The organism is Synechococcus sp. CS-1332 (assembly GCF_025127995.1).
Taxonomy (GTDB): domain Bacteria; phylum Cyanobacteriota; class Cyanobacteriia; order PCC-6307; family Cyanobiaceae; genus Cyanobium.
The window spans coordinates 12,846-33,023 of record NZ_JAHLYP010000011.1; the positions used below are offsets into that span (position 1 = coordinate 12,846).

General features: G+C 65.2%; 21 protein-coding genes. 6 read left to right on the forward strand and 15 right to left on the reverse strand.

Going from position 1 to position 20,178, the window contains the following annotated elements:
- Positions 1–47 precede the first annotated feature (47 nt).
- The 6 genes from KQ305_RS01745 to KQ305_RS01770 form a co-directional block, all read right to left on the reverse strand.
- Positions 48–1,052 carry a hypothetical protein gene (locus tag KQ305_RS01745; protein WP_259723734.1) on the reverse strand — a complete coding sequence of 335 codons (1,005 nt, stop codon included), beginning with the start codon at positions 1,050–1,052 and terminating at the stop codon, positions 48–50.
- A gap of 198 nt (positions 1,053–1,250) precedes the next feature.
- Entirely contained in the window at positions 1,251–2,999 is a 1,749-nt protein-coding gene (locus KQ305_RS01750; RefSeq protein ID WP_259723735.1) for a DUF262 domain-containing protein, read from the reverse strand.
- Positions 3,000–3,235: 236 nt separating this feature from the next.
- Positions 3,236–3,580 (reverse strand): hypothetical protein, encoded by a 345-nt coding sequence (locus KQ305_RS01755; RefSeq protein ID WP_259723736.1) that lies wholly within the window; start codon positions 3,578–3,580, stop codon positions 3,236–3,238.
- Positions 3,581–3,609: 29 nt separating this feature from the next.
- A complete protein-coding gene (locus tag KQ305_RS01760; RefSeq protein ID WP_259723737.1) occupies positions 3,610–4,263 on the reverse strand; it encodes a metallophosphoesterase family protein in 654 nt (217 codons plus the stop codon).
- Positions 4,250–5,506, reverse strand: coding sequence for a VWA domain-containing protein (locus KQ305_RS01765; protein WP_259723738.1), 1,257 nt, complete (start codon positions 5,504–5,506; stop codon positions 4,250–4,252). The genes KQ305_RS01760 and KQ305_RS01765 overlap by 14 nt, the downstream gene beginning before the upstream one ends.
- 33 nt (positions 5,507–5,539) lie before the next feature.
- Positions 5,540–6,208, reverse strand: coding sequence for a MerR family transcriptional regulator (locus KQ305_RS01770; RefSeq protein ID WP_259723739.1), 669 nt, complete (start codon positions 6,206–6,208; stop codon positions 5,540–5,542).
- Positions 6,209–6,362: 154 nt separating this feature from the next.
- Here KQ305_RS01770 and KQ305_RS01775 point away from each other — a divergent pair, with 154 nt between their 5' ends.
- A complete protein-coding gene (locus tag KQ305_RS01775) occupies positions 6,363–7,118 on the forward strand; it encodes a M20/M25/M40 family metallo-hydrolase (protein ID WP_259723740.1) in 756 nt (251 codons plus the stop codon).
- A gap of 169 nt (positions 7,119–7,287) precedes the next feature.
- Here the strand turns inward: KQ305_RS01775 and KQ305_RS01780 are convergent, their stop codons facing one another.
- Complete coding sequence (locus KQ305_RS01780) at positions 7,288–7,683, reverse strand: hypothetical protein (protein WP_259723741.1); 396 nt, start codon at positions 7,681–7,683, stop codon at positions 7,288–7,290.
- 380 nt (positions 7,684–8,063) lie between these two features.
- Between KQ305_RS01780 and KQ305_RS01785 the strand changes: the two genes are divergently transcribed.
- Positions 8,064–8,624: a hypothetical protein gene (locus KQ305_RS01785; protein ID WP_259723742.1), complete on the forward strand. Its 561-nt coding sequence runs from the start codon at positions 8,064–8,066 to the stop codon at positions 8,622–8,624.
- 20 nt (positions 8,625–8,644) lie between these two features.
- On the opposite strand, the gene KQ305_RS01790 is transcribed toward KQ305_RS01785, so the two are convergent.
- Together KQ305_RS01790 and KQ305_RS01795 are read right to left on the reverse strand one after the other, a co-directional pair.
- Complete coding sequence (locus KQ305_RS01790) at positions 8,645–10,813, reverse strand: WYL domain-containing protein (protein WP_259723743.1); 2,169 nt, start codon at positions 10,811–10,813, stop codon at positions 8,645–8,647.
- A 5-nt stretch (positions 10,814–10,818) separates the two neighbouring features.
- A complete protein-coding gene (locus KQ305_RS01795) occupies positions 10,819–11,496 on the reverse strand; it encodes a peroxiredoxin-like family protein (protein WP_259723814.1) in 678 nt (225 codons plus the stop codon).
- 181 nt (positions 11,497–11,677) lie between these two features.
- Here KQ305_RS01795 and KQ305_RS01800 point away from each other — a divergent pair, with 181 nt between their 5' ends.
- Both KQ305_RS01800 and KQ305_RS01805 read left to right on the forward strand, forming a co-directional pair.
- Positions 11,678–11,917 carry an AbrB/MazE/SpoVT family DNA-binding domain-containing protein gene (locus tag KQ305_RS01800; protein WP_259723744.1) on the forward strand — a complete coding sequence of 80 codons (240 nt, stop codon included), beginning with the start codon at positions 11,678–11,680 and terminating at the stop codon, positions 11,915–11,917.
- The gene (locus KQ305_RS01805) at positions 11,914–12,339 is read left to right on the forward strand and encodes a type II toxin-antitoxin system VapC family toxin (RefSeq protein WP_259723745.1); all 426 of its coding nucleotides are present in this window, start codon (positions 11,914–11,916) and stop codon (positions 12,337–12,339) included. The genes KQ305_RS01800 and KQ305_RS01805 overlap by 4 nt, the downstream gene beginning before the upstream one ends.
- On the opposite strand, the gene KQ305_RS01810 is transcribed toward KQ305_RS01805, so the two are convergent.
- Together KQ305_RS01810 and KQ305_RS01815 are read right to left on the reverse strand one after the other, a co-directional pair.
- Positions 12,336–13,841, reverse strand: coding sequence for a cryptochrome/photolyase family protein (locus KQ305_RS01810; RefSeq protein ID WP_259723746.1), 1,506 nt, complete (start codon positions 13,839–13,841; stop codon positions 12,336–12,338). The genes KQ305_RS01805 and KQ305_RS01810 overlap by 4 nt on opposite strands.
- A 35-nt stretch (positions 13,842–13,876) precedes the next feature.
- On the reverse strand, positions 13,877–15,079 hold the full coding sequence (locus tag KQ305_RS01815) for an FAD-binding domain-containing protein (RefSeq protein ID WP_259723747.1): 1,203 nt from the start codon (positions 15,077–15,079) through the stop codon (positions 13,877–13,879).
- Between the two features lie 63 nt (positions 15,080–15,142).
- On the opposite strand from KQ305_RS01815, the gene ygiD reads away from it, so the two are divergent.
- Complete coding sequence (gene ygiD, locus KQ305_RS01820; protein WP_259723748.1) at positions 15,143–15,922, forward strand: 4,5-DOPA dioxygenase extradiol; 780 nt, start codon at positions 15,143–15,145, stop codon at positions 15,920–15,922.
- A gap of 27 nt (positions 15,923–15,949) precedes the next feature.
- Here ygiD and KQ305_RS01825 read toward each other — a convergent pair whose 3' ends face one another.
- From KQ305_RS01825 to KQ305_RS01840, 4 genes are read right to left on the reverse strand one after another with little or no spacing between them, the layout of a single operon-like run.
- The gene (locus KQ305_RS01825; protein WP_259723749.1) at positions 15,950–16,939 is read right to left on the reverse strand and encodes a hypothetical protein; all 990 of its coding nucleotides are present in this window, start codon (positions 16,937–16,939) and stop codon (positions 15,950–15,952) included.
- Positions 16,940–16,950: 11 nt separating this feature from the next.
- Positions 16,951–17,418, reverse strand: a complete 468-nt coding sequence (locus KQ305_RS01830) for a hypothetical protein (RefSeq protein WP_259723750.1) — start codon at positions 17,416–17,418, stop codon at positions 16,951–16,953.
- Between the two features lie 51 nt (positions 17,419–17,469).
- Positions 17,470–18,447, reverse strand: a complete 978-nt coding sequence (locus KQ305_RS01835; protein ID WP_259723751.1) for an HAD family phosphatase — start codon at positions 18,445–18,447, stop codon at positions 17,470–17,472.
- A 12-nt stretch (positions 18,448–18,459) separates the two neighbouring features.
- Positions 18,460–18,663: a hypothetical protein gene (locus KQ305_RS01840; RefSeq protein ID WP_259723752.1), complete on the reverse strand. Its 204-nt coding sequence runs from the start codon at positions 18,661–18,663 to the stop codon at positions 18,460–18,462.
- Between the two features lie 153 nt (positions 18,664–18,816).
- Here KQ305_RS01840 and KQ305_RS01845 point away from each other — a divergent pair, with 153 nt between their 5' ends.
- On the forward strand, positions 18,817–20,148 hold the full coding sequence (locus tag KQ305_RS01845; protein WP_399230267.1) for a cation:proton antiporter: 1,332 nt from the start codon (positions 18,817–18,819) through the stop codon (positions 20,146–20,148).
- Positions 20,149–20,178: the final 30 nt, after the last annotated feature.

Below are 20,178 nucleotides of genomic sequence, written 5' to 3' on the forward strand. Positions count from 1 at the left end.
AAGCAGGCCAGAGCGGCAAAGGTGAAATCCCCGCTGGTCATACTCCTTTAATTGCGTTCTGTCTTGATAAGAACGTCAATGGCCAACTGCTCTGCGCACCCCGTGGCAGCCACAACCTCTTGCCATACAACGTCAAGCTCGTAGTCATCGACCTCAACCATGTCTTCAGGTTCAACCGGACAGTAGTCGGTGATCAGGCCTAAGAGAGTGATTGCGACGTCACCAATTCTGTAATCGGGGGAGCGTACAATTTTTTCGATGAATCCTTGGCTTGCTTCCCTTGCCAACCTAATTGCTTCCGGAACTGAATCAAAGGTTGGTCCCAGCTCCAGCCCTGCTTCGCAGCAGTGCCAATCGGCATGTTCTTTGATGAGCTTTGCTATTGAATCAACATTCAGCGGTATGCATTCTTGCCCATCAAAGTTATCATGCTCGATAGGACTGCCAGAGCGTCTATGCTCAAGGTGAAGATTCAAGCCATCAATGGTGAGTTGAACGGTGTGAGCAAATAGAACAACATAGAGCAACGACATCTCTCTGCTTCCTTCTCTTGCATCCATTAGAATATGTAAAATGCCGAGAGCTTCGACACCTTCCCGGAGCTTCCAGGCAAATGTTGTCTTGTATGCGGAGCTCTCTTCGTCAAAGAGCGCACTAGTTAGAAACTCTTCTCTCGACTGGTAGGACGGCGGGAGCTCTGCTTCGGGGCTTTTTGCTTCTGCTGGGGAGCTATTGCTGATCAAGCTTTCTAGCACTTCCGGTAGAAGGCATTCATCTAGAGATCGTTGATAAACCTCTCCAGTACTTGGATTGATGTAGAATTTATGGATTTCCCCTTCTACTGTTTCCACAAATCTGCCCGCAAGCACCATCTTGCCGTGATTTCTTGCTCTGTACGTCTTGCCAACGTCAATCTTGTACAGGATGATCTTCCCCTCAAAGAATTGACTAATTTTTTCTAGCTGGTTGCTTAGTTCATTCAGTTCATCATCGCTCAAGATTTCTCTTGCAGTCTTTCCCGGGGGGATGTTGTAACAGGTGGGCTCCAGCATGGGGTATGCTCTCGATGTCGGGGTTGGCGCTGAAGATGGGCGCTACTCAGGTCAGAGATGTCTTTATCAATACACGAGTAAAATACGGAACAGGATCTGGGGTGATGGACAAGCCAAGGACCTTGCAAGAGGACTGCGGCTGAATAGGGAGAGCTGGCTGGTGCTATTCAGGCACACGGGAGTGTTACTTGATGCTAACTAAGAAATCTCCCATATTCCTATGAGTCTAGCTAAATAATCATCCTGCCTTCGTTTGACTGTTTCGAAATTCCAGCCCGGCCCAGCATGATTTCCTCGATCGTCGTACTTGTTTGGAGTTTCCAGAACCTGTATTGTTATCGGACAAGCAATAATGCTGCCGTCTTCTGTCATTCTTCCTGAGAAATAAACTTTCTTTTTCCTTTCAAACTCGTAGTTTTGGGCCTCAGAGTTTTTTCTCTGCGAGAGTAGTACGAGATTTCCTAATTTATTGACCCATTGCTCATGGAGATCATCTTTGCCCCAATCATCAGACCAATATGGTGTCAGCGTTTGAGGAAGTACGTGCTCTATCGAGATTCGTTCCCAGTCGAGGGATGGGCTTATGTTGCCAACTGCTAGGTCCGAGTCAATTCTAAGTAAAACATACTGAAGATATCTTTCGCCATATACATTGCCATGGAGAGCCCTAAGAACGCCTTCTTTGTCCTGGTCGTTAAGCGAGTTGTGAAGCGATGAGATGGCTATCTCGGCACTCTCTTCTATTGCCTCAAAAACTGGCTTGTAGCGAGCAGCTCTTACATTTACGTTGTCACGAAGCACCATAGAGCATGCCACAAGGCGCTCTAATTTCTTTAAGAACTGCTCAACAAGATTTGCGCTTGCGGAGTAGGCCGGGTGAGATAGAAATGCTATCGCGGGTGCGCACCAATCAGTATTTTCAGCACGGTTAAGCCAGCGCAGCAGAAGATTAATCCTCCTTTTTTGTGCCATGTCATCACACTCGAAATTAGCGGTCAGAACTGTTCTATACGAATCCGATAGTGGAACAAGTACATCATCTATGAATTGAAGAGTGCTATAGTTGACAAGAATATCATTCTCGTATTCTTTCAACAGGCTTGACCCAGCTCTTCGATGTGTTCTGATTCTGTGAATGTGTGTAAAAAGACTTCGGAATGCATCTCTCCCAAGATCCAGTTCTTTTGATTCCCACTTTTCTGTGTATTCGTTTAGTTTGCTCTCTTCTGAGACTTTTTCAAGCAGTATGGCTTTCAGAATGTCCGGCGTGTCAAGATCCAGCCCTCTATTATTTAGCGATGAAAAGATTTTGTAAGCGTTATCAAAATCTTCAGTCGCTACGATAACTACATAAGTCTTGTCCAGTACATATTTGAGAAAGGCAAGCAAAGCCTCCTCCTGGTTGTGATCCGCTGGAGCAAACTCTAGCAACTGCTTGTGAAATGTTTTGGCATTGTCTCGGATGCACTCTTGACTCGATCCCCTTTTGACACCAGCATCCATTGTCAATAATGTCTGCATTTCAGACTCACCAACTACATACTTCTTGAAAAATCCATTATCTGCTTTTCTAATTGTAAGTCCAATGCTATCATCTCCTAAATGCCGCGACTCCAGCATGCCAGAAATGTTCTGCTTCAATTCCAATGAGGTGCTAGGAAGTAAATTCCGAATAACAGATAGTAGTATTGTCAACGAGGTAAGACGCTGTTGGCCGTCTACGACTTCACTTATCTGATCATTCGGCCTCTGGATAACTACTATGCTTCCGAGAAAGTATTCTCTGCCACTCTGGGATTCTCTGTAAGCATTGATGAGGTCGTCAATAAGGGCCTGAGCTTCCTCTTCACGCCATGCATAAGGGCGCTGGTATCCGGGTATTCGGAATTGATAGTTTCGTAAATTAAATAGTTCCTGTAGCTGTTTTTGAGAGGCAACTATGCTCACTTGGGATGCGCAGAATGAATGCAGTCAAGGTAGCGCATTTGGCCTCGGTGGGCAAGGTGTCACTTACTTTGTGATCGCATGGAGTCCTTCCTGATGGTCGAAATGGCAATAAGATGTTCAATCTAGGCCGAGTTTTGCTGCATTAGTTCCTCGCTACACCTTAGGCTTTATGTTCACTTACAATGAGTTCCGATAAGCTCTTTAGTCCATTTCAGGATTAGCAAAGGATTCAGTCATCACTCCTTTCTAGTTCTGTAGATGGTTTCCCAGGATCCAGGGCCACGCTGCTTTTCTTGGTCGAGAGGAGACATTACCAGCATCATTGCCCCCATACGCCTATAGAGCTGGGGCAGTGGGCCTGTCGGCTGCCAGAGGTTACTTTTGCGGACGATCAGATTGACCACGTCTTCGCAAATCCAGACGCGCTGTTGGATGGGTGCATCGGTGGGATGCCGGCTGAGAATCTCATCGAGGGTGAGCGCCTGCAGGACAGGTGATAGGGCCTCATCAAACAGGAGGTAATGGAAGAGGCTGTCGATGGCCAGATCGAGGGCCTCCCGAAAGAGGCCGAAGTAGGCCAACCGATCGTCTCGGCTGATTTCTAGTCGATTCATGGTCCTGCCTCCACATTTGGCTCGGATGGAATCTCCAGTCGCAGAGTCGTCAGGAGTCCGCTCTCATACGCCCCCGTATCAATCCCAATCCGATGCGGCAACCGTGTCACCTTGAAGTCATGCCGAAACGTATGCCCGTGCACGACGGTGTACGGCAACCCATGCGGCCGGCTCAGAAACGGCCGCCGGATCCAGATCAGATCGTCTGTGGCCTGGTGCTCCAGGCGGATGTCGGGGCGCACGCCAGCATGCACGAACAGATAGCGGCCGCGGACCGCCGTATAGGGCAGCTGCTCGAACCAGGACTGGCGTTCGCGGGCCAGGGGCAGGAGGTCGGGGTTGGCGCCGTTGCACAGCCACAGCTCCACATCCTCATCCGGCGCTCTCCGTGCCATCGCCTTCAGCAGCATCTGCTCGTGGTTACCCCGCAGCACCGTGATCCCGGCCAAACCGAATGCGCCGGGGTTCTCCTGCAGCTGCCACACCCGCTCCAGCACCCGCCGGTCGCCGTCGGCTTCGGGGGACCGATCGATCAGGTCCCCCAGGAAGATCAGCTCCACACCCGTCTCCAGATGCGGGGTGAGTTCCTGCTCCAGCAGGGAGGCGCAGCCGTGCACATCCCCGATCGCCACCACATCAGGTCTGCTCATCGTCGCTCTCCCACACATTGAGGCTGGAGCGCTGCGATTCCCGGCGCAGGTTCTTGCGGCTGCGCTTTGGATCGCTCTTGAGCAGGGCCAGCTTTTCGCTGAGCAGGTCGAGCTCCCGAGTGAGCCTCGGGGTGGCAGGCATTGCCGACAGGTCGCCGAACAGCTTGCCCAGGCTGGCGCTGGCGCTGATGACATCCCCTCGATCCAGATCGGCGATCACTTGGCGGCGTTCCCGGTTGGCCCGCAGCAGCGCCAGCTGTTCGGCCACCGCGTCATCGGGCTCCAGCTGCTTGAGCTCCTCGCTTTCCATCACCGGCAACTGTAGGTGCTCGATCAGGCTCCGGCGGTCGCCGCTACCGGGGGCCTCCCAGGCCAGCCGCACGCTGAGGATCTCCTGATTCGGGATCCAGGCGGGCAGCTCCAGCTGCAGACCCACGTTGAGCTCCTGACCGACGCGCAGGTAGGGCAGTTGGTGGTTGCCGGCAGCGGTGGGCTTGAGGTCGTTGAGCAGATCGACCATCTCGGCGCCGTTCTTGCTGCGCACCCCGAGGCTCACGCGCCGCCCGAAGGTGCTGGCCAGCCCCTGGAGCTCGGAGGCGTAGAGGTCGGCCAGCTGGCTGGGGGTTTCGATGTGGGCGAGGGTGCCGTCCCCCGCCGCGGCCATCGCCCCCATCAGGTCCTCGTCGAAGTCATCCCCCAAGCCGAAGGCACTGGTGCTGATGCCCCGCTGGGTCAGGCCCGCCACCTTGGCGGCGATCTGCTCCAGATTGGTGAGGCCCTCGTTGGCCTGGCCGTCGGAGAGCAGCAGCACCCGGTTCATCGCCCCGGGATCGAGGTGCTCGGCCACCTGGGTGGCCCCGGCTCGCCAGCCATCGAAAAGCGCCGTGCAGCCACCGCTGTGGATCGTGTTGATCGCGGCGATGAAGGGCTGCGGATCGGTCACGGGCATGGAGGGCACCACCATGTTCACCTCGTCGTCAAAGCTGACGATGGCGAGGCGATCGCGGCCTGTGAGCTCGCCGGCCAGGAAGCGGGCGGCCTTGCGGGCGAAGCTGAGCTTGGTGCCGCTCATCGAGCCGGAGCGGTCGATCACCAGGGCCAGGTTGAGCGGCGGCCGCTCGCGACGGGTGGCATCGGCGGCCGCCGGCGGCGGGATGATCGTGAGCAGCAGATCCAGGATCGAGGGGCGATCGGAGGCCACCGCCGGCCTCAGGGGCCGGAAGCGCAGGGTGGGACGGGTCATGGTTGGGAAAAGCGGTGGGACGGGGGAACAGGTTCAGCGGGAGGCGTCGTCGAGCAGGACGTTGAGGCGATCGAGAAGGCGCTGGAGCCATTGCTGGCGCCGGGGGCCGGCGGGGGGAGGCAAAACGGAGTCGCGGACGTGCACTTCGATGCCGGGGGCGAGGGTGAAACGCAGCCAGCGGCTGCCGTTGTCGCTGGAGCGGGATCCGGAGGGGGTGCGCTCGGAAAGGGAGCGGGAGGAAAGGGGTTTGTTGAGCATCCCAAGAACGGAGCCCATCGCCGCGGCTTTTCGTGCGAAGGACAGTGAACCTTCGGCCGGAGCCTCGGTGTCGTCAGCCGTGGTGGGCATGTCCCGCAGGTACTGGAGGGCCTCGTTGGCAGAGGGAGCGGAGGCCGCCGCCCCCTCGCCATCGAGCTGCTCCAGCTGCTGCTCCAGATCGGCGTCGGCCAGAACGCAGAACGGGGCAATGGCGGAGAGGCTCAGGCCGCGCCGGGCCAGGGCGCGCACCAGCACCAGTTGCAACAGGTGCCGGTGGCCGTACACCGCGCTGCGCCCCTCCTTGCCGGGGCGATCGATCAACCCCTGGGTGGCATAGAGACGCACGGTGCGCGGCGAGATCTCCTCGTCCAGCAGCTTGCCGGCGACGAGGAGGAGGTCCTCGAGGCCGTAGAGGGCGTCAGCTGGAGTGAAGACCTTGACCATCCCCTAATTATCCACACTTGCAGTGCAGGTGTCAAGCGTTTAAGCTTCGTGCCCCGTTGACGGCCTCACCATCAATCACCCCTCTCCCGACCCCGCGCCCCTGCTGGAGCACCTGCAGCACCTGGCCCGGCCCCGCCACGCCCGCTGGGATCCCATGGGTCTGATGGCCGTGCGCGCCTATCTCATGGAGCAGCTCGGCGCCCTGGGGCCGGTGGAGGAGCACCGCTTCCGTGAGGGCATCGATGCGGGCACCAACCTGATCCTGCGGCTCCCCGGCCAGCGCCCGGAGCTTGATCCCCTGCTGGTGGCGGCCCACTACGACGGCCCCCTGCACTCGATCGGCGCCGACGACAACGCCTCCGGGCTGGCGGCCCTGATCGAGCTGGCCCGGCACTGGAAGGCCCACCCACCCCGGCGGCCGGTGTGGATCGTGGCCTTCGATCAGGAGGAGTGGGGCATGCTCGGCAGCACGGCCCTGGCCCTTGAGCTCAAGGCCAGCGGCCAGACGCTCAAGCTGATGGTGAGCCTGGAGATGCTCGCCTACACCGCCGCCACCCAGAGCTATCCCCATCCCGCGATGCGGGCGATCTATGGCGATCGCGGCGATTTCATCGCCGTGGTGGGCAACCTGGGCGCCGCAACGATGTTGCCTGGCCTGGCCAGCCGCATGGGTAAGCACGTGGTCACCAAGGTGCTGCCGGTGCCCGATGCCGGCCGTTCGATTCCCGATGTGCGCCTCAGCGACCACAGCCCCTTCTGGGATGCGGGCTACGACGCGGTGATGGTGACCGACACCTCCTTCATGCGCAACCCGCACTACCACCAGATGAGCGACACGATCGACACGCTGGATCTCCCGTTTCTGGCGGCCGTCACCGAGGGGTTGAAGGCGGGGTTGGGGGTGCTGTGAGCAAGAGGTTCATATGGTCCAGGTTGCAGATCTGGGCGGAAGGCTTCACACTTCTTGGCTAGCAGTCAGTCCGGCAGCTTGCACCATTGGGATGAAAAGCGTGAAAGCAAGAAAAGTATGTGACGTGGATGAGCCGGTTACCATGGTTGGTGGCCACGGGCCTCCATGCTCATTGCCCTGGTTCAATCAGGGCGTTGATGGAGACCCAGCGATGGCCGCGACTCGGGTCATCGCTAACGATCAGCACCACGGTTCCGCAAGCTGGCGTGAACTCAGGGTCGTCATCAGAAATGTCATGGGAGGCGTTGCTCTTGCGGCACTGGCTGCGCTTTTCGATCAGGATCTCCAGCAGATCTGAGGCGGCCCATTGGGATCCATTACCGCCGCAGGGATACCGGCCAAGCAGATCAAGGATCCCCACAGCTTGAATCACAGGGATTCGGCTGGGGTCCCAGACAAGGATGGCGTGGGGATCGACGTGATTCTGATCCCGGACCCGCTTGAACGGCCCGTCCAGCAGAGCAAGGAGCAGCTCGTCGCTGCGGTTGAGATTCTCGGAGGGCAATGCGGTGCTCCTGGCGGTGTATGTGCTCCAGTCCTATCAACCGAAGGCTCCAAGTGACAGTTGGCTGGTCATCAGGTAGGCGACCCTTCACAGGCCGTCCTCAAACTGACGGATTGACAACTGCGGCCCTCCTTGCCAGGGCGATCGAACAACGCCTGGGTGGAATAGAGACGCACAGTGCGCAGTGACGAGGAGGTCTTCATGGCCGTAGAGAGCATCAGCGGGGGCGGAGACTTTGACCACCGCCTAATTGTCCACACTTGCAGTGCAGGTGTCAAGCGATTGAGCTGGCTGCTCGGCCGTCTTTGGCTTTGTTGTCCACCGACCCCCCTCTAGTCCTTCGCAGGGAAACCAGCCACGATCCGGCCGCGCTGGGGAGGATGGATCCCTCCGAAGACCCGTCGATGGAGCCAACACTCGAAACCCTGCCCACCTTTTATGCCGAGCGGATCGGAGGCCCCCTCCCCCTCACCCTGTTGCCCCCCGATCAGCCGCTGCACTGGCAGGGGCAGACCCTGTTCGGCACAGCCCGGGGCACGGACCCGCCCTACCTGCTCCAGAGCACGATCGATTCCATTCTGAGTGAGGCCCCCCTGGGCCATTTCAGCGTTGGCTTCTGGGGCCATGGCATGAACAGCCACGCCTTCTACTACCAGCGGCGCGAACCCTGGTGCAGCCTGTTCCTGCGCCTCGCCTACGGCGGCTTCTACGACGACAACGAACGGGCCGCCCGCCAGATCAGGGCCACCATGGAGTGGTTCGCCGGGTTCCTGCCGATCGTCAGCGCGCGTGCTCGCCATTGCATCGTGGTGGATTCCATGGGTGACGCCATCTTCCGGATCTGCCTGCACGACGGGAAGGTGATCGAGGGGGATGGGCCCCTGTTTGAACACGAACGCGGGCCGGCGGAGGCCCTGGGGCCCCTGCTTGCGGGGCCCTGAGGGGTGCCCAGGCAGGGTCTTCAGGGGCGCCGCAGCCGGTTGGGGAAGAAACGCACAGGGGGCTCCGCCGCCGCCGGGCCATAGGCGGCCAGGACCGCCCTGGCCCGCTCCTGGTGCTCCTCCCGCAGGGCTGCCGGCGCCTCGATGCGGACGCCGCCGGCGAAGCCCAGCAGCCAGGTACGCAGGTCCACGTCCCGCCTGAGCGTCCAGGGGGGCAGGTCGAGTTCCACAGGGTAGGGGTGGCTGTCCCCGGCGGGGTTGGGCTCCAGCCGATGGGGCGCTTTGGGATGGCGCCACCAGGTGTCGCCGGGCAGGGCTTTGGAGAAGCGGGTGTGCTCGATCGGAAAGCGCAGCACCCCCTCGCGGATGAAGGCGAAGGCCCAGTCCTCACATGAAAAGCGCAGGGTCACCAGGTGCCGGGACCTCGCCTTGGCCGAGGCGCCGGCAAGGGCCAGTTGCTCGCCAAGGTCGTCGCCGCAGTAGATGCCGCCGCTGAGGTGCAGCAGCCTCCCGGCCCGCTCCACGGCCTGCTGGTGGGCCCCGTCGCTGCGGCGGTTGCGGCTCTCACTGCGGCGCAGGGCCAGGCGATCCAACCGCTCGGTGCGGATCAGGCCGTGGGGCTGGGCGACGGAATCCTCCTCATAGAGGAGGTACCAGCCGATGGTGTGGAAGATCAGCTGCAGCGGCCAGACCCGCAGCTCCCCCACCGGGCTGTCGGGGAAGCTGGCCCCCGAGGCGTAACGCTCCAGCACCACGCGCCGGTGCTCGAGGATCGCCGTTTCGATCGCCTCCGCCTGGCGGTAGCCATGGCGATCGGCGGCGAGCGAATCCGGGCGCACCAGGGCGGCATCCACCACCGAATGGTTGGCGTAGGTGCGCACCGGCGCCGCAGCCTCCGGGCTGATCCCGCCCCAGCGCAGCCTCTCTTCCAGTTCCGCCAGCAGATCCTGGGCGGAAGGGTCCCCCAGGCGACCGGCCGCCTGGCTCACCACCCCGTGGATCTCGCGCAGACGCTGGGCCGACAGCAGCGCCGTGCCCAGGGCATAGCCGTGGCGCACGTTGTCGTTGCGCGCCCGGAAGCCGTAGGGCGTCAGCAGCTTCTCCAGGTCCTTGCGCAGGGTGGCCGCCTCCCCCGGCAGGTAGGCGCCGGGGATCTCCTCCATCGCCTGGATCAGGTGACCGGGCAGGTCGCTGCCGTCCTGGCGATCGAAGGGCTGCTGCAGCACATGACGCAGCAGGATGAACACCCTGCGAAACACCGGGCCGTCCCCCAGGGGAGGCAGCCCCCCGTTCACGCCGCCCGGCGCGGCCACCGCCGGGGCTAGCTGGATCGGGCCACTGACGGGCTGGGCGGCAGTGAGCCCCTGCTGCTCCAGCCAGGCCAGGTCGGCCCGCAGGGCCGCCGCCTCGCCGTAGCAGTCCCCATACAGCCGCCACAGCAGGGCCGCCGCCCGATCAGCCAGGTCGCCCTCTGGCAGCGGCGAGACGATCGCCTCCAGCTCGGCGGCGGTGACGGGATCGTTGACGGCCAGGTCTGGATAGCGGCTCAGCAGGCGCAGCAGGTGAAGCAGGCGCTCCAGATCCAGCAGGCGGGAGTAGCCATGGCGCTGCACCTGCCGCTCCCGGTTGGTGGCCGAGCGGATGCGCTGGTCGAGCCGGGCCAGCTCCTCGGCCAGCACCGGTTCCAGGGACTCGTGGTGGCTGGGCACCAGGGCCACCACGGCCGCGAAGCCCTCGGCCCGGCTGGGCCCGAAGTGCGGATCGGCCAGGGCCGCCGCCAGCTCCTTGATCACCGGCTCGGGCACCAGGCGCTGGCGGCGCTGGTTCCACTCCAGGCAGGTGGCCAGGGGGGTGAACAGCCACCAGCCGATCCACTCCACCGGAGCTGGCAACGCCAGCGCCTGGGTGAGGGCCAGCCGCCAGGGCCGCCGGGCATGGGTGGCATCGACGATCACCGGAATGCCGTCGGCCACGGCCGCCCGGATCCGCTGGTGCAGCACCTGCTCGATGGCGCTCCAGGGGCCCTGCACCGCCGCATCGCCGAACACCTCGGCGCGGATGGCGTCGGTGGAGAGCACCACCGCCTCCGGTTCACCGGGGGCGCTGAGCAGGGGCGCCAGGGCCCGGGCCAGGGTGGTCTTGCCGCTGGCCGGCGGGCCGATCAGGAGGTGGCAGCGCAATCCGGTCATTTCCCTCAGCCCACATAGGGATCCAGGAAGGTCAGCGGCCTGGCCATGGTGGCCGAGAAGCCGAGGATGCCACGGTCACGGTGGCAGTACAGGAGGGTGTCGTCGGCCTCCAGCAGATAGGTGCCGCCCCGTTGGGTGAGGAAGTCGTCGCGGGGAACGTAGGTGCGCCAGTGGCCCAGCACTTCGGCCATGTTGCGCAGCCGCACGGTGGCCAGCTCGAAGGGCCGCTGGAAGCCACTGCCGCCAGCCCGTGCGAAGAACGAGCCTTTGATCGGCGGCAGGGGGCCCGCCTGGATCGTCTCGTCGTCGGCGATGCGCTGGGGGGCGCTGCGATCACCGGTGTAGCCGCGCAGCACCTCGGCCAGGGTGCCGGGGGAACCGAGGCCGGCGCACATCAGCAACAGGTTGGGCCAGGGGCCACCCGCCTGCTTCAGCCCCTCGTAAAGCCCCAGGTCGCGGTGCAGATGGGGCTCGGAATCCACCAGCAGCCGCTCGCTGGGGAAGCCGGTGAAGGCGCAGAAGCGCTCGCGGCCCGCCGCGTCGCCGATGCCGATCGCCAGCACGGGGATGCCGGCGGCCTCCAGCTGCGGCAGCACCGGCACCAGAGCCTGGGCGTACTCGAGGCTGTCGAAGTCGCCCAGCTGGCTGAGCAGCAGCACCAGCCGCCGGCGGCCGCGGCCCATGCCCTCCACCCCCGCCAGCCGCTCCAGCAACACGGCGGGGGCTGGCGGCCGGGCGGCAGCATCGGCGGAGGCGTTCACGGGCAGGGGGCTGGTCAGGTCCAACCATGCTCATCCATCGGCACCGACTGATTTATCCTTACCAGGTAATACCTCCGTCCCGAAGAGGCTTGCGATGGAGTCCATGGGAACCGCCACCAGCTCGATCACCAGCAAGGGACAGGTCACCATCCCCAAGGCCCTGCGTCAGCAACTCGGTCTGGCCCGAGGCGGTCGCGTCAGTTTCCAGCTGGTGGGCGATCACATCGAGGTGCGCTCCTGCAAGCCGGAGCAGCCACTGCCGGCCAGTGGCTTCGGCCTGCTTAAGAGCCCTCGCCAACCGGTGCCAGCGGATTTCGATCCCGCCAGCTTCCTGACGCCGTGATCGGCCTCGACACCAACGTTCTGGCCCGGTACTTCGTTGAAACGAACGGGGCCGATAGCGCGACCGAACGCCAGCGCCAGGCGGCCCGGGTCCTGATCGAGTCAGGACAAGCCCTGTTCCTGCCCAAGACCGTGGCCCTGGAGCTGGAGTGGGTGCTGCGGGGGTACTACGGCTTCGCGGCCGAGCAGGTGCTGACGGTGTTTGACCACCTCCTGGCCCACTCCTGCCTCACCACGGAAGATCGCCCAGCCCTGGAGCAGGCCGTCGCTGGGCTGCGCGCCGGGCTCGACTTCGCCGATGCCCTGCACCACGCCAGTTGCCGTGGCTGCGAGTCGCTCGCCTCCTTCGACGACCGTGGCTTCGCCCAGCGCATCCGACGCCTCAACCTCGCTCCCCGCGTCGTCATCCCCAAGGCCCCTTAACGGGTGGCGCGCGCCAGGAACCCCTCGGCGGCGGCCTCCAGAGCCGCGCGCCGTGCCGGGTCCATCCGCTCCAGCAGCCGCACCATCATCGAGAGGCGCGGGTTGGCCTGGAAGAAGGTGCGGTGGCGGTCGATGAAGCGCCAGTAGAGACCGTCCCAGATCTCGCACCAAGGGCCGCGCTTGTAATCGCCCATCTTGAGGATGTAGTTGGAACCGCCGATGTAGGGCTTGGTGGCGAACAAGCCACCGTCGCTCATCTGGCCCATGCCGTAGACGTTCGGGCCCATCACCCATTCATAGGAATCCAGATAGCGCTCCATGAACCAGCGGTGCACCTCGCCGGGGTGGATCTCACACAGCAGCATCAGGTTGCTGATCACCATCAGCCGCTCGATGTGGTGGTTGTAGCCGAGCCGGTTCACCCGTTCGATCGCCGCATCCAGGGGCGGCAGGCCGCTGCTGCCGTCGGTCCAGCAGGGGGCGAGGCGGCGGTGGTGGTTCCAGAAGTTGGCGGCGGCCTGGCGCTCTCCGTGCACCCGGTCGATGCCGCGCACGAACTCGCGCCAGCCGATCACCTGGCGCAGGAACCCCTCCAGCGAGGCGATCGGCACCGGCTGGCCCCGCTCCTGCCGAGCCGCCGCGTGGGCCAGGGTGGCCGCGACCACCCCCGCCGGTGTGAGCAGGCCGATGTTGAGCAGGGGCGAAAGCAGGGAGTGGTGCAGGGTGGCGTACTGCTGGCTGAGGGCGTCTTCAAAGGGCCCGAAGCCGTCGAGCCGCTCCTGCAGAAAGCCCTGCAGCCAGCTCTCGGCCCCGGCCTGATCGAAGGGGATCCACAGGGGCCCCAGCGCGCCGGGGTGGTCTGGGAAATGGCGGGCGATCAGGGCCCGCACCACCGGCTCATGGGGGCTGGCCGGCACCCCCGGCAGCGGCGGCTCCACATAGCCCTTGGGCAACTTGCGGCGGTTCTCGACATCGAAGCTCCAGCGGCCGCCGCTGGGGCTGCCATCGGCTTCCAGCAGCAGGCCAAGGCGGCGCCGCTGGCGTTCATAGAAGGTCTTCATGAACGGGCGGCGGCGGCCCTCGAACCAGCTCCGGCTCTCGGCGGCCGATTCCAGGAACGCCGGTGAGGGCAGCACGCTGAGCCGCACATCCTGCTCCGCGCAGAACCGCTGCAGCCGTGCCTCGAAGCCCCGGTCGGCGACCTCGGCCACCTGGAGCTCGCGCCCGTCGCCCAGCTCGTCCACCAGCCGCTGCCAGAACGGCACCCCCACCGACTCCGGCAGCTCGCAGTAGCGCACCGCCACACCCCGCTCCAGCAGCGCATCGCGGAAGCTGCGCATCGCTACGAAGGTGTGCAGCAGCCGCAGCCGGTGGTACCGCCAGGTGGAGGCCACGGCCAGGTCCTCGACCATCAGCACCCGGGAGCCGGGGGCGAGCTGCAGGGGGGAGGGGGTGAGCCAGTCGGGGTGGAGCTGGTCGCCCAGGATCAGGGTCAGGGCCACAGGGTGAGGGTCACAGGGTCCAGGCACATGGGGGTTCAGCTCCAGCGCTGGCGGTGGGTCTGCTGGGGGTCGTAGAGGCGCACCTGGCGCTCCAGATCGAAGCGGCGGGGGGCGCCGCCGAAGCTGCGCGGGTCGGAGCCGACGCCGGCCAGGTAGGCCCAGTTGCCCGTGTTCAGGGCCGGGTGGGCATCGATCAGGCACCACTCAAAGAAACGCGCCCCCCAGATCCAGGGCAGCTGCAGCTCGTTGACGAAATGGGAGGCCACCCACTGGCGGCCGCGGTTGGAGAGGTAGCCGGTGGCCAGCAGCTCGTTCAACTGGGCGTCGATCAGGGGATGGCCCGTATCCCCGCGGGTCCAGCGGGCGAAGCGCTCAGGGTCCGCCTTCCAGTCGGGCGGGCGGTGCTGGATTCCGCCGGGGGCGTAGAAGGCGTCGCGGTGGTGCTGCTCCGACCAGAGGAAGAACTCGCGCCAGAGCAGCTCCTGTTTCATCCATTCCGAGCCCTCGTCGGCGCCGTGGTGCTCCTGATAACCCAGCAGCTCCTGCCAGATCCGCCGCACCGAGAGGGAGCCCACGCCCAGGAAGGGGGAGAACTTGGCGGAGAACTCCGTGCCCACCAGGCCGTTGCGGGTGGCCTTGTAATCGCGCAGCCCGGTGGAGCCGAACAGGTAGTGCCGCAACCGGGCCAGGGCCGCGGGCTCATCACCGGGAAAGGGGAAGGCGCTGCGGGGATCCCCCCCGGCAGCAGCGGCCGCGGGCGGTGCCAGCCAGGCCCGGGGAAGCTCGTCCCAGGTGTCCCCCAGGCCGGCGAGATCCGGTGGGGGCAGGGGCGGTTCCGGCTCGCGCTCCAGGCCGCGGCGGAACTGGCTGAACACCCTGGGGAAGCGTTCGGCCGCCACCGGCCAGGAGTCAAACAGGCGGCTTTCGCTGGCGTGCAGCACCGCCGTGGGCTGCACCAGGGGGCGGAGTTCGGCGAGGGCGGCCGCCGTGGTGCGCTGGGGAAAGGCCAGCAGGGGGATTCCCGCCGCCGCCAGGCGCGCGTGCAGAGCCACCAGGGCCTGGGCCTCCAGCCGCCGCTGGTGGGGGCCCCGCAGCCGCTGGCCCTCCGGCCGGCAGGCCAGCACCAGCAGGCGCGCACCGCTCTGGCGCGCCAGCGCCACGGCCTGGTGCAGGGCGGGCTGGTCATCGAGGCGCAGCTGACCCTCCAGGGCCAGGGCGATGGTGACGGCAGCCGCCATTGGTGGTGCAAGCAGCCGATCCAGAGTGGCAAGGGCAGACCCACCGCCGCGAGGCCAGACCCCGTGATCCAGGCCCCCACCCCCGCCCTGTTCATCGGCCATGGCAGCCCGATGAACGCGATCGAAGCCAACCGCTTCACCCGCTCCTGGGCCGAGCGCTTCGCGGCGCTGCCGCGCCCGCAGGCGATCCTCTGCGTCTCGGCCCACTGGGAAACCCAGGGGGTGCAGGTCACGGCGATGGAGCGGCCGCGCACGATCCACGACTTCCGCGGCTTCCCTGCCGAGCTCTTCGCGATCGATTACCCCGCGCCGGGATCCCCCGCCCTGGCGGAACGCCTGCAGCGCCTGGTCCCGGAGATCACCCTCGACCACGCCTGGGGCCTTGACCACGGCGCCTGGTCGGTGCTGCGGCCCATGCTCCCGGCGGCCGATCTGCCCGTGCTGCAGCTCAGCCTCGACAGGCGCCGCAGCCCCCGCGAGCACCTGGAGCTGGCCCGGCGCCTGCGGCCCCTGCGCCAGGAGGGGGTGCTGGTGCTGGGCAGCGGCAACCTCGTCCACAACCTGGGCCAGATGGTCCTGGAGGACCGGGCCCACGGCTGGGCCGAAGCCTTCGATCAGCTGCTGGCCGAGCGGATCAGCTCCGGCTCCCTGGAGGACCTGCTCGATCCCCTCGCCCTGGGCCCCGAGGCGGCCCTGGCGGTGCCGTCGCTGGAGCACTACCTGCCGCTGCTCTACGTGCTGGGAGTGCAGGATCGCGGCGAGCCACTGAGCTTCTTCAACGCCGAGGTCACCCTCGGCGCCATCGCGATGCGTTCGTTTCAGGTCGGCGCCGGGGTCGGGTAGCGGCGCTCCATGACGGATTGCTGCGGCTCAGCGCGGAGCGATTGCGCTTCTTAAGGATTGCTCTAGGTTCTGGGGCAACAGGACATTCCCATGCACCGATCGATCGGGCTGCTGACCGCCACCGGCCTCACCGGCCTGGCCCTGGTGAGCCTGACCATGACCTTTCTGGGCTGAGGTGGCCGGCAACGGCACGTAGCCCGTGCGGCGCAGGAAGGCCCGCAGCGCCGCAGGGAAGTCGGCGTAGCGCCGTTCCGGTTGCCGGCAGTCACCCTTGGCGTTGTAGCCGGCCTCGCAGGAAGTCAGCCCCCAGTCGGAGCGGCGGTCGTAGAGGCCCAGCATCCGCCGCCAGCCGCTGTCGAACTCCCCCACCAGCGCCTTGGTTGCCACCCAGGCGGCCAGAAAGCCGTTGGCCTCCGTGCGCTGATCGGCGGGCTCCTTGAACCAGCTCTCCATCTCCTGGAGCCGGCGGCGGTGCAGCGGCAGCATCTGGCGGCGATGGCTGATGTCGACGAAGCGAGGGCCGTTCAGCTGCCAGATCTGGCTGGGGGCGCTGCTGCCGGCGTAGCTGGCGAACTGATAGAGGAAGCGGTTGTCCACGTCCACCAGCAGGTAGCGGCCGTTGCCCAGCGGGTCGCTGGCGCCGTTGGGGCCCCCATTCACCGGATCGCGGCGCACCTCGAACCAGCGGCGGCCGTCGGGGCTGCTGGTGAGCACGCGGGTGTCGTTGCAGCAGTGGGCACCGCCCGTGAACGTGGAGAGCAGTACCTCCGGATAGGGGTTGGCGGGGTCCATCTCCACCACCTGCAGCACCGAATCGATGCTGCCGGGGCCGATCCGCAGCGCCCCCATCAGCTGACCGACCACCTTCCCCTCCAGGCGGACGGTGGCCACGGGCTGGACTTCATCCATGCCATCGGGCTTCGGCTGGCGACGGTTCTCCAGCACGGCCACCACGGGCCCGTTGCTGATCACCGGACCGGGCGCCGGTGAAAGGGCCAGCAGCAGGGGCAGCAGCATCGCGGCGGGGCCTACTGGCAGCCCTGCACCGAGATCCGGTAGCTGAAGCCCAGGGCGCCGGGGTCGCTGCTGGCTCCCACCTTGAAGTTCATCTGGCTGGCCTGCTTGCCCGGAATGGCGGGGAAGGGGCCGAACATGCGGCCGGTGCCGATCGGCGGATTCATGACTTCGTTGATCACCTGCAGATTGCTGCCATCGCTGAACTTCATGAAGCCACTCACCGGATACTTGGCGCCGGCGTCGGAGGAGTTGGCCGTGAAAAAGAACTTGAAGCTGCTGTAGGGCTGGTTGACGATGAAGTCCGTGTTCCAGTTCTCCTTGCCGATCAGCTTGGCGGCCCCCACCCGCTTGGAGACGATCGGGGTGGTGCCATCGCCACCGACCGGTTGCAGGAAGGTGCAGCGCTGCTGGGCCTGGGCGGCGGAACCGGCTCCGATGACGAGCGAAGCGCTCAGCAGGGAGAGGGCCAGGACTTTCATGGCGGCGAATCGACTGACTTCGACCCTAGAACGCAAGGGGAGCCCGGACCTTCAGGGCTCGAAGGAGAAGATGCGCTTCCAATCGTTCTTCATGCTGATTACGGTCCAGCCTTGCTGGCGGGCTTCGTCATAGAGCCCCTGAGTGAACCGGCCCACCCGGGTGTTCTGCAGTCCCAGGGCCGGACCGTAGGCATACTCACGGCGGGCGTCATCGTGCAGCACCAGCATCGACAGGCGCGCGCCGTCGCCGGCCTTGGTGTACTCGAGCATCTGCCGGTCACCGGTGGAGTTGCCGAAGGCGGCGGTGGGCCGCCGGCCGATCATCAGCTGGATGCCTTCGGGCTTGCCGGCGTCGTTGTCGTTGAGCAGCAGCCGGGGCTCCTTGGTCAGGAAGGGCCGGCCCTGGCTGTCGTAGCCGTAACGGGTGGCACCGGCACTGCCGATCACCTGTTCCGGCGGGATGCCGTAGACGCCCTCGGCATAGACACGCACGAAGTCCTGGCCGCCGCCGGTGACGATGTAGGTCTTGTAGCCGTGGGCCCGCAGATAACGGAGCAGCTCCTGCATCGGCTGGTAGGTGAGTTCGGTGTAGGGGCGCTGCCAGCGGGGATGGCGGGCCGTGGCCAGCCACTGGCGCACATCGGCCCGGAAGGTCTCCAGGGGCATGCCGCTGAGGGCGGTGGCGGCGAGCCGCTCCAGCTCCTCCCTGGTGGTCACCGCCCCGGGGACCCGCTCGAGGATGAAGCGCACCTGCGGATAGACCGGCTGCTCCACCCAGAGGGTGCCGTCCTGGTCGAAGGTGGCGATGCGCTCGGCGGGCGGCACGAACCGGGGGCTGGCGGGGTCCGTGGTCTGGCGGACGAAGCTGAGGATGCCGTCCCGGGCCGCGCCCGGATTCCAGGACGGCAGCGGATCGGCCGGCCGGGCGGCGCCGCCGGCCCAGCCAGCAACGCCGGCCAGCAGGGTGACGGCGACCAGGCCCCCCAGCAGGAACCGGAGCCAGCGGCGGCGGTGGAAGGGGATGGTCACGGGGCGTCGGGCTCAGAACTTGCGCAGTTCGCGGCGGATCTTGAGCGGGTCGCCGGAGTGCTGCTGATTGAAGAGCAGCATCGGCACGCCGGCCAGCAGCAGACCGACCGCCACGACGACGCCCCAGGAGATCGCCGGCCGGCCCTCCGGTGGAACGTCACCGGGCCGGAGCCGCCCCCGGAGCCGCTGCCGCGTTGAGCGCCTGAACCTTGCCATCACTGCAGGCTCCGGGCCCGGCTGTCCCCCCAGTCTGCGGGGGCCGGCGCCCGCCGTTCGCCGTGAACGGCGATCCTGATCCGCTGATCCCGGGCCCGCTGCCTGCGTGGGGATGAAAGGATTTCGCCATCGCCGTTGCAGGCTCCCATCGACATGCCATCCCTGCTGCTTGCCACCGGAGGCCACCAGATCGAAGCGGCCGAAACCCTGATCGAGGTGGGCCGCTTCATCGTGATCCTGTTCGCCGCCCGGGCCCTGGCGGAGTTGATGGTGCGCTTCCGCCTGCCGGCCATCCTCGGCGAGCTGGTGGCGGGGGTGCTGATCGGCGTTTCGGGGCTGCATCTGATCCTGGCCCCGGAGCTGGGCGGCCAGCTCAACGGCTTCGCCGAGCACACGATCGCCGCCCTGGCCCACGTGGGCCCGGAGCAGGTGCAGGAGATCTACGACCACAGCTTCACCAACCTGCAGGCGGTGGCGAAGATCGGCCTGCTGGCCCTGCTGTTCCTCACCGGCCTCGAGAGCGAACTGGATGAACTGATGGCGGTGGGGGGGCAGGCGATCACGGTGGCGCTCACCGGGGTGGTCCTGCCCTTCGCCCTGGGAACCGCCGGCCTGCACGTTCTGTTCTCCGTGCCGTTGCTGCCTTCGATCTTCGCCGGTGCCGCCATGACCGCCACCAGCATCGGCATCACCGCCAGCGTGCTGGGGGAGCTGAAGTTCCTGCGCACCCGGGAGGGCCAGACGGTGATCGGGGCGGCCGTGCTCGATGACATCCTCGGCATCGTGATCCTGGCCGTGGTGGTGGCCCTAGCAGGCGGCGAGGGCTTCGCCATCGGCCCGATCCTGAAGCTGATCGCCGCAGCTGTGGTGTTCGTGGCGGTGGCCCTGTTCCTCAGCCGCACCGCCGCCCCCTCCTTCGACTGGCTGCTCGATCGCCTGAAGGCCCCCGGCGAGGTGGTGGTGGCGGCCTTCCTGGTGCTGTCCCTGTCCTGCTTCGCGGCCCAGGCGTTCGGCCTGGAGGCGGCCCTGGGGGCCTTCGCCGGTGGCCTGATCCTGAGTGCCTCCCGGCACCGGCACGCCATCGAAGAGGCGGTGAAGCCCCTGGTGGCGCTCTTCGCCACCTTCTTCTTCGTGCTGATCGGCAGCGGCATGGACCTGTCGGTGCTCAATCCCTTCAATGCCGCCAACCACGAGGGACTGGTGATGGCGGGCTTCCTGTTGGCGGCCGCCGTGGTCAGCAAGGTGGCGGCCGGCTGGAGCTACAGGAGCCAGGTGCCCACCAACCGGCTGGCGGTGGGGCTGGGGATGATGCCCCGCGGCGAAGTGGGCCTGATCTTTCTGGGGCTGGGCACCCAGACCGGGGTGCTGGGACCGTCGCTGGAGGCGGCGATCCTGCTGATGGTGATGGGAACCACATTCCTGGCGCCGGTGCTGCTGCGGCTGGTGCTGGCCGAGCCCGTAGAGGCCGCCGAGGCCATCGGGTGAGGGAACCGGCGCGGCCCTGGCCCGGCCATG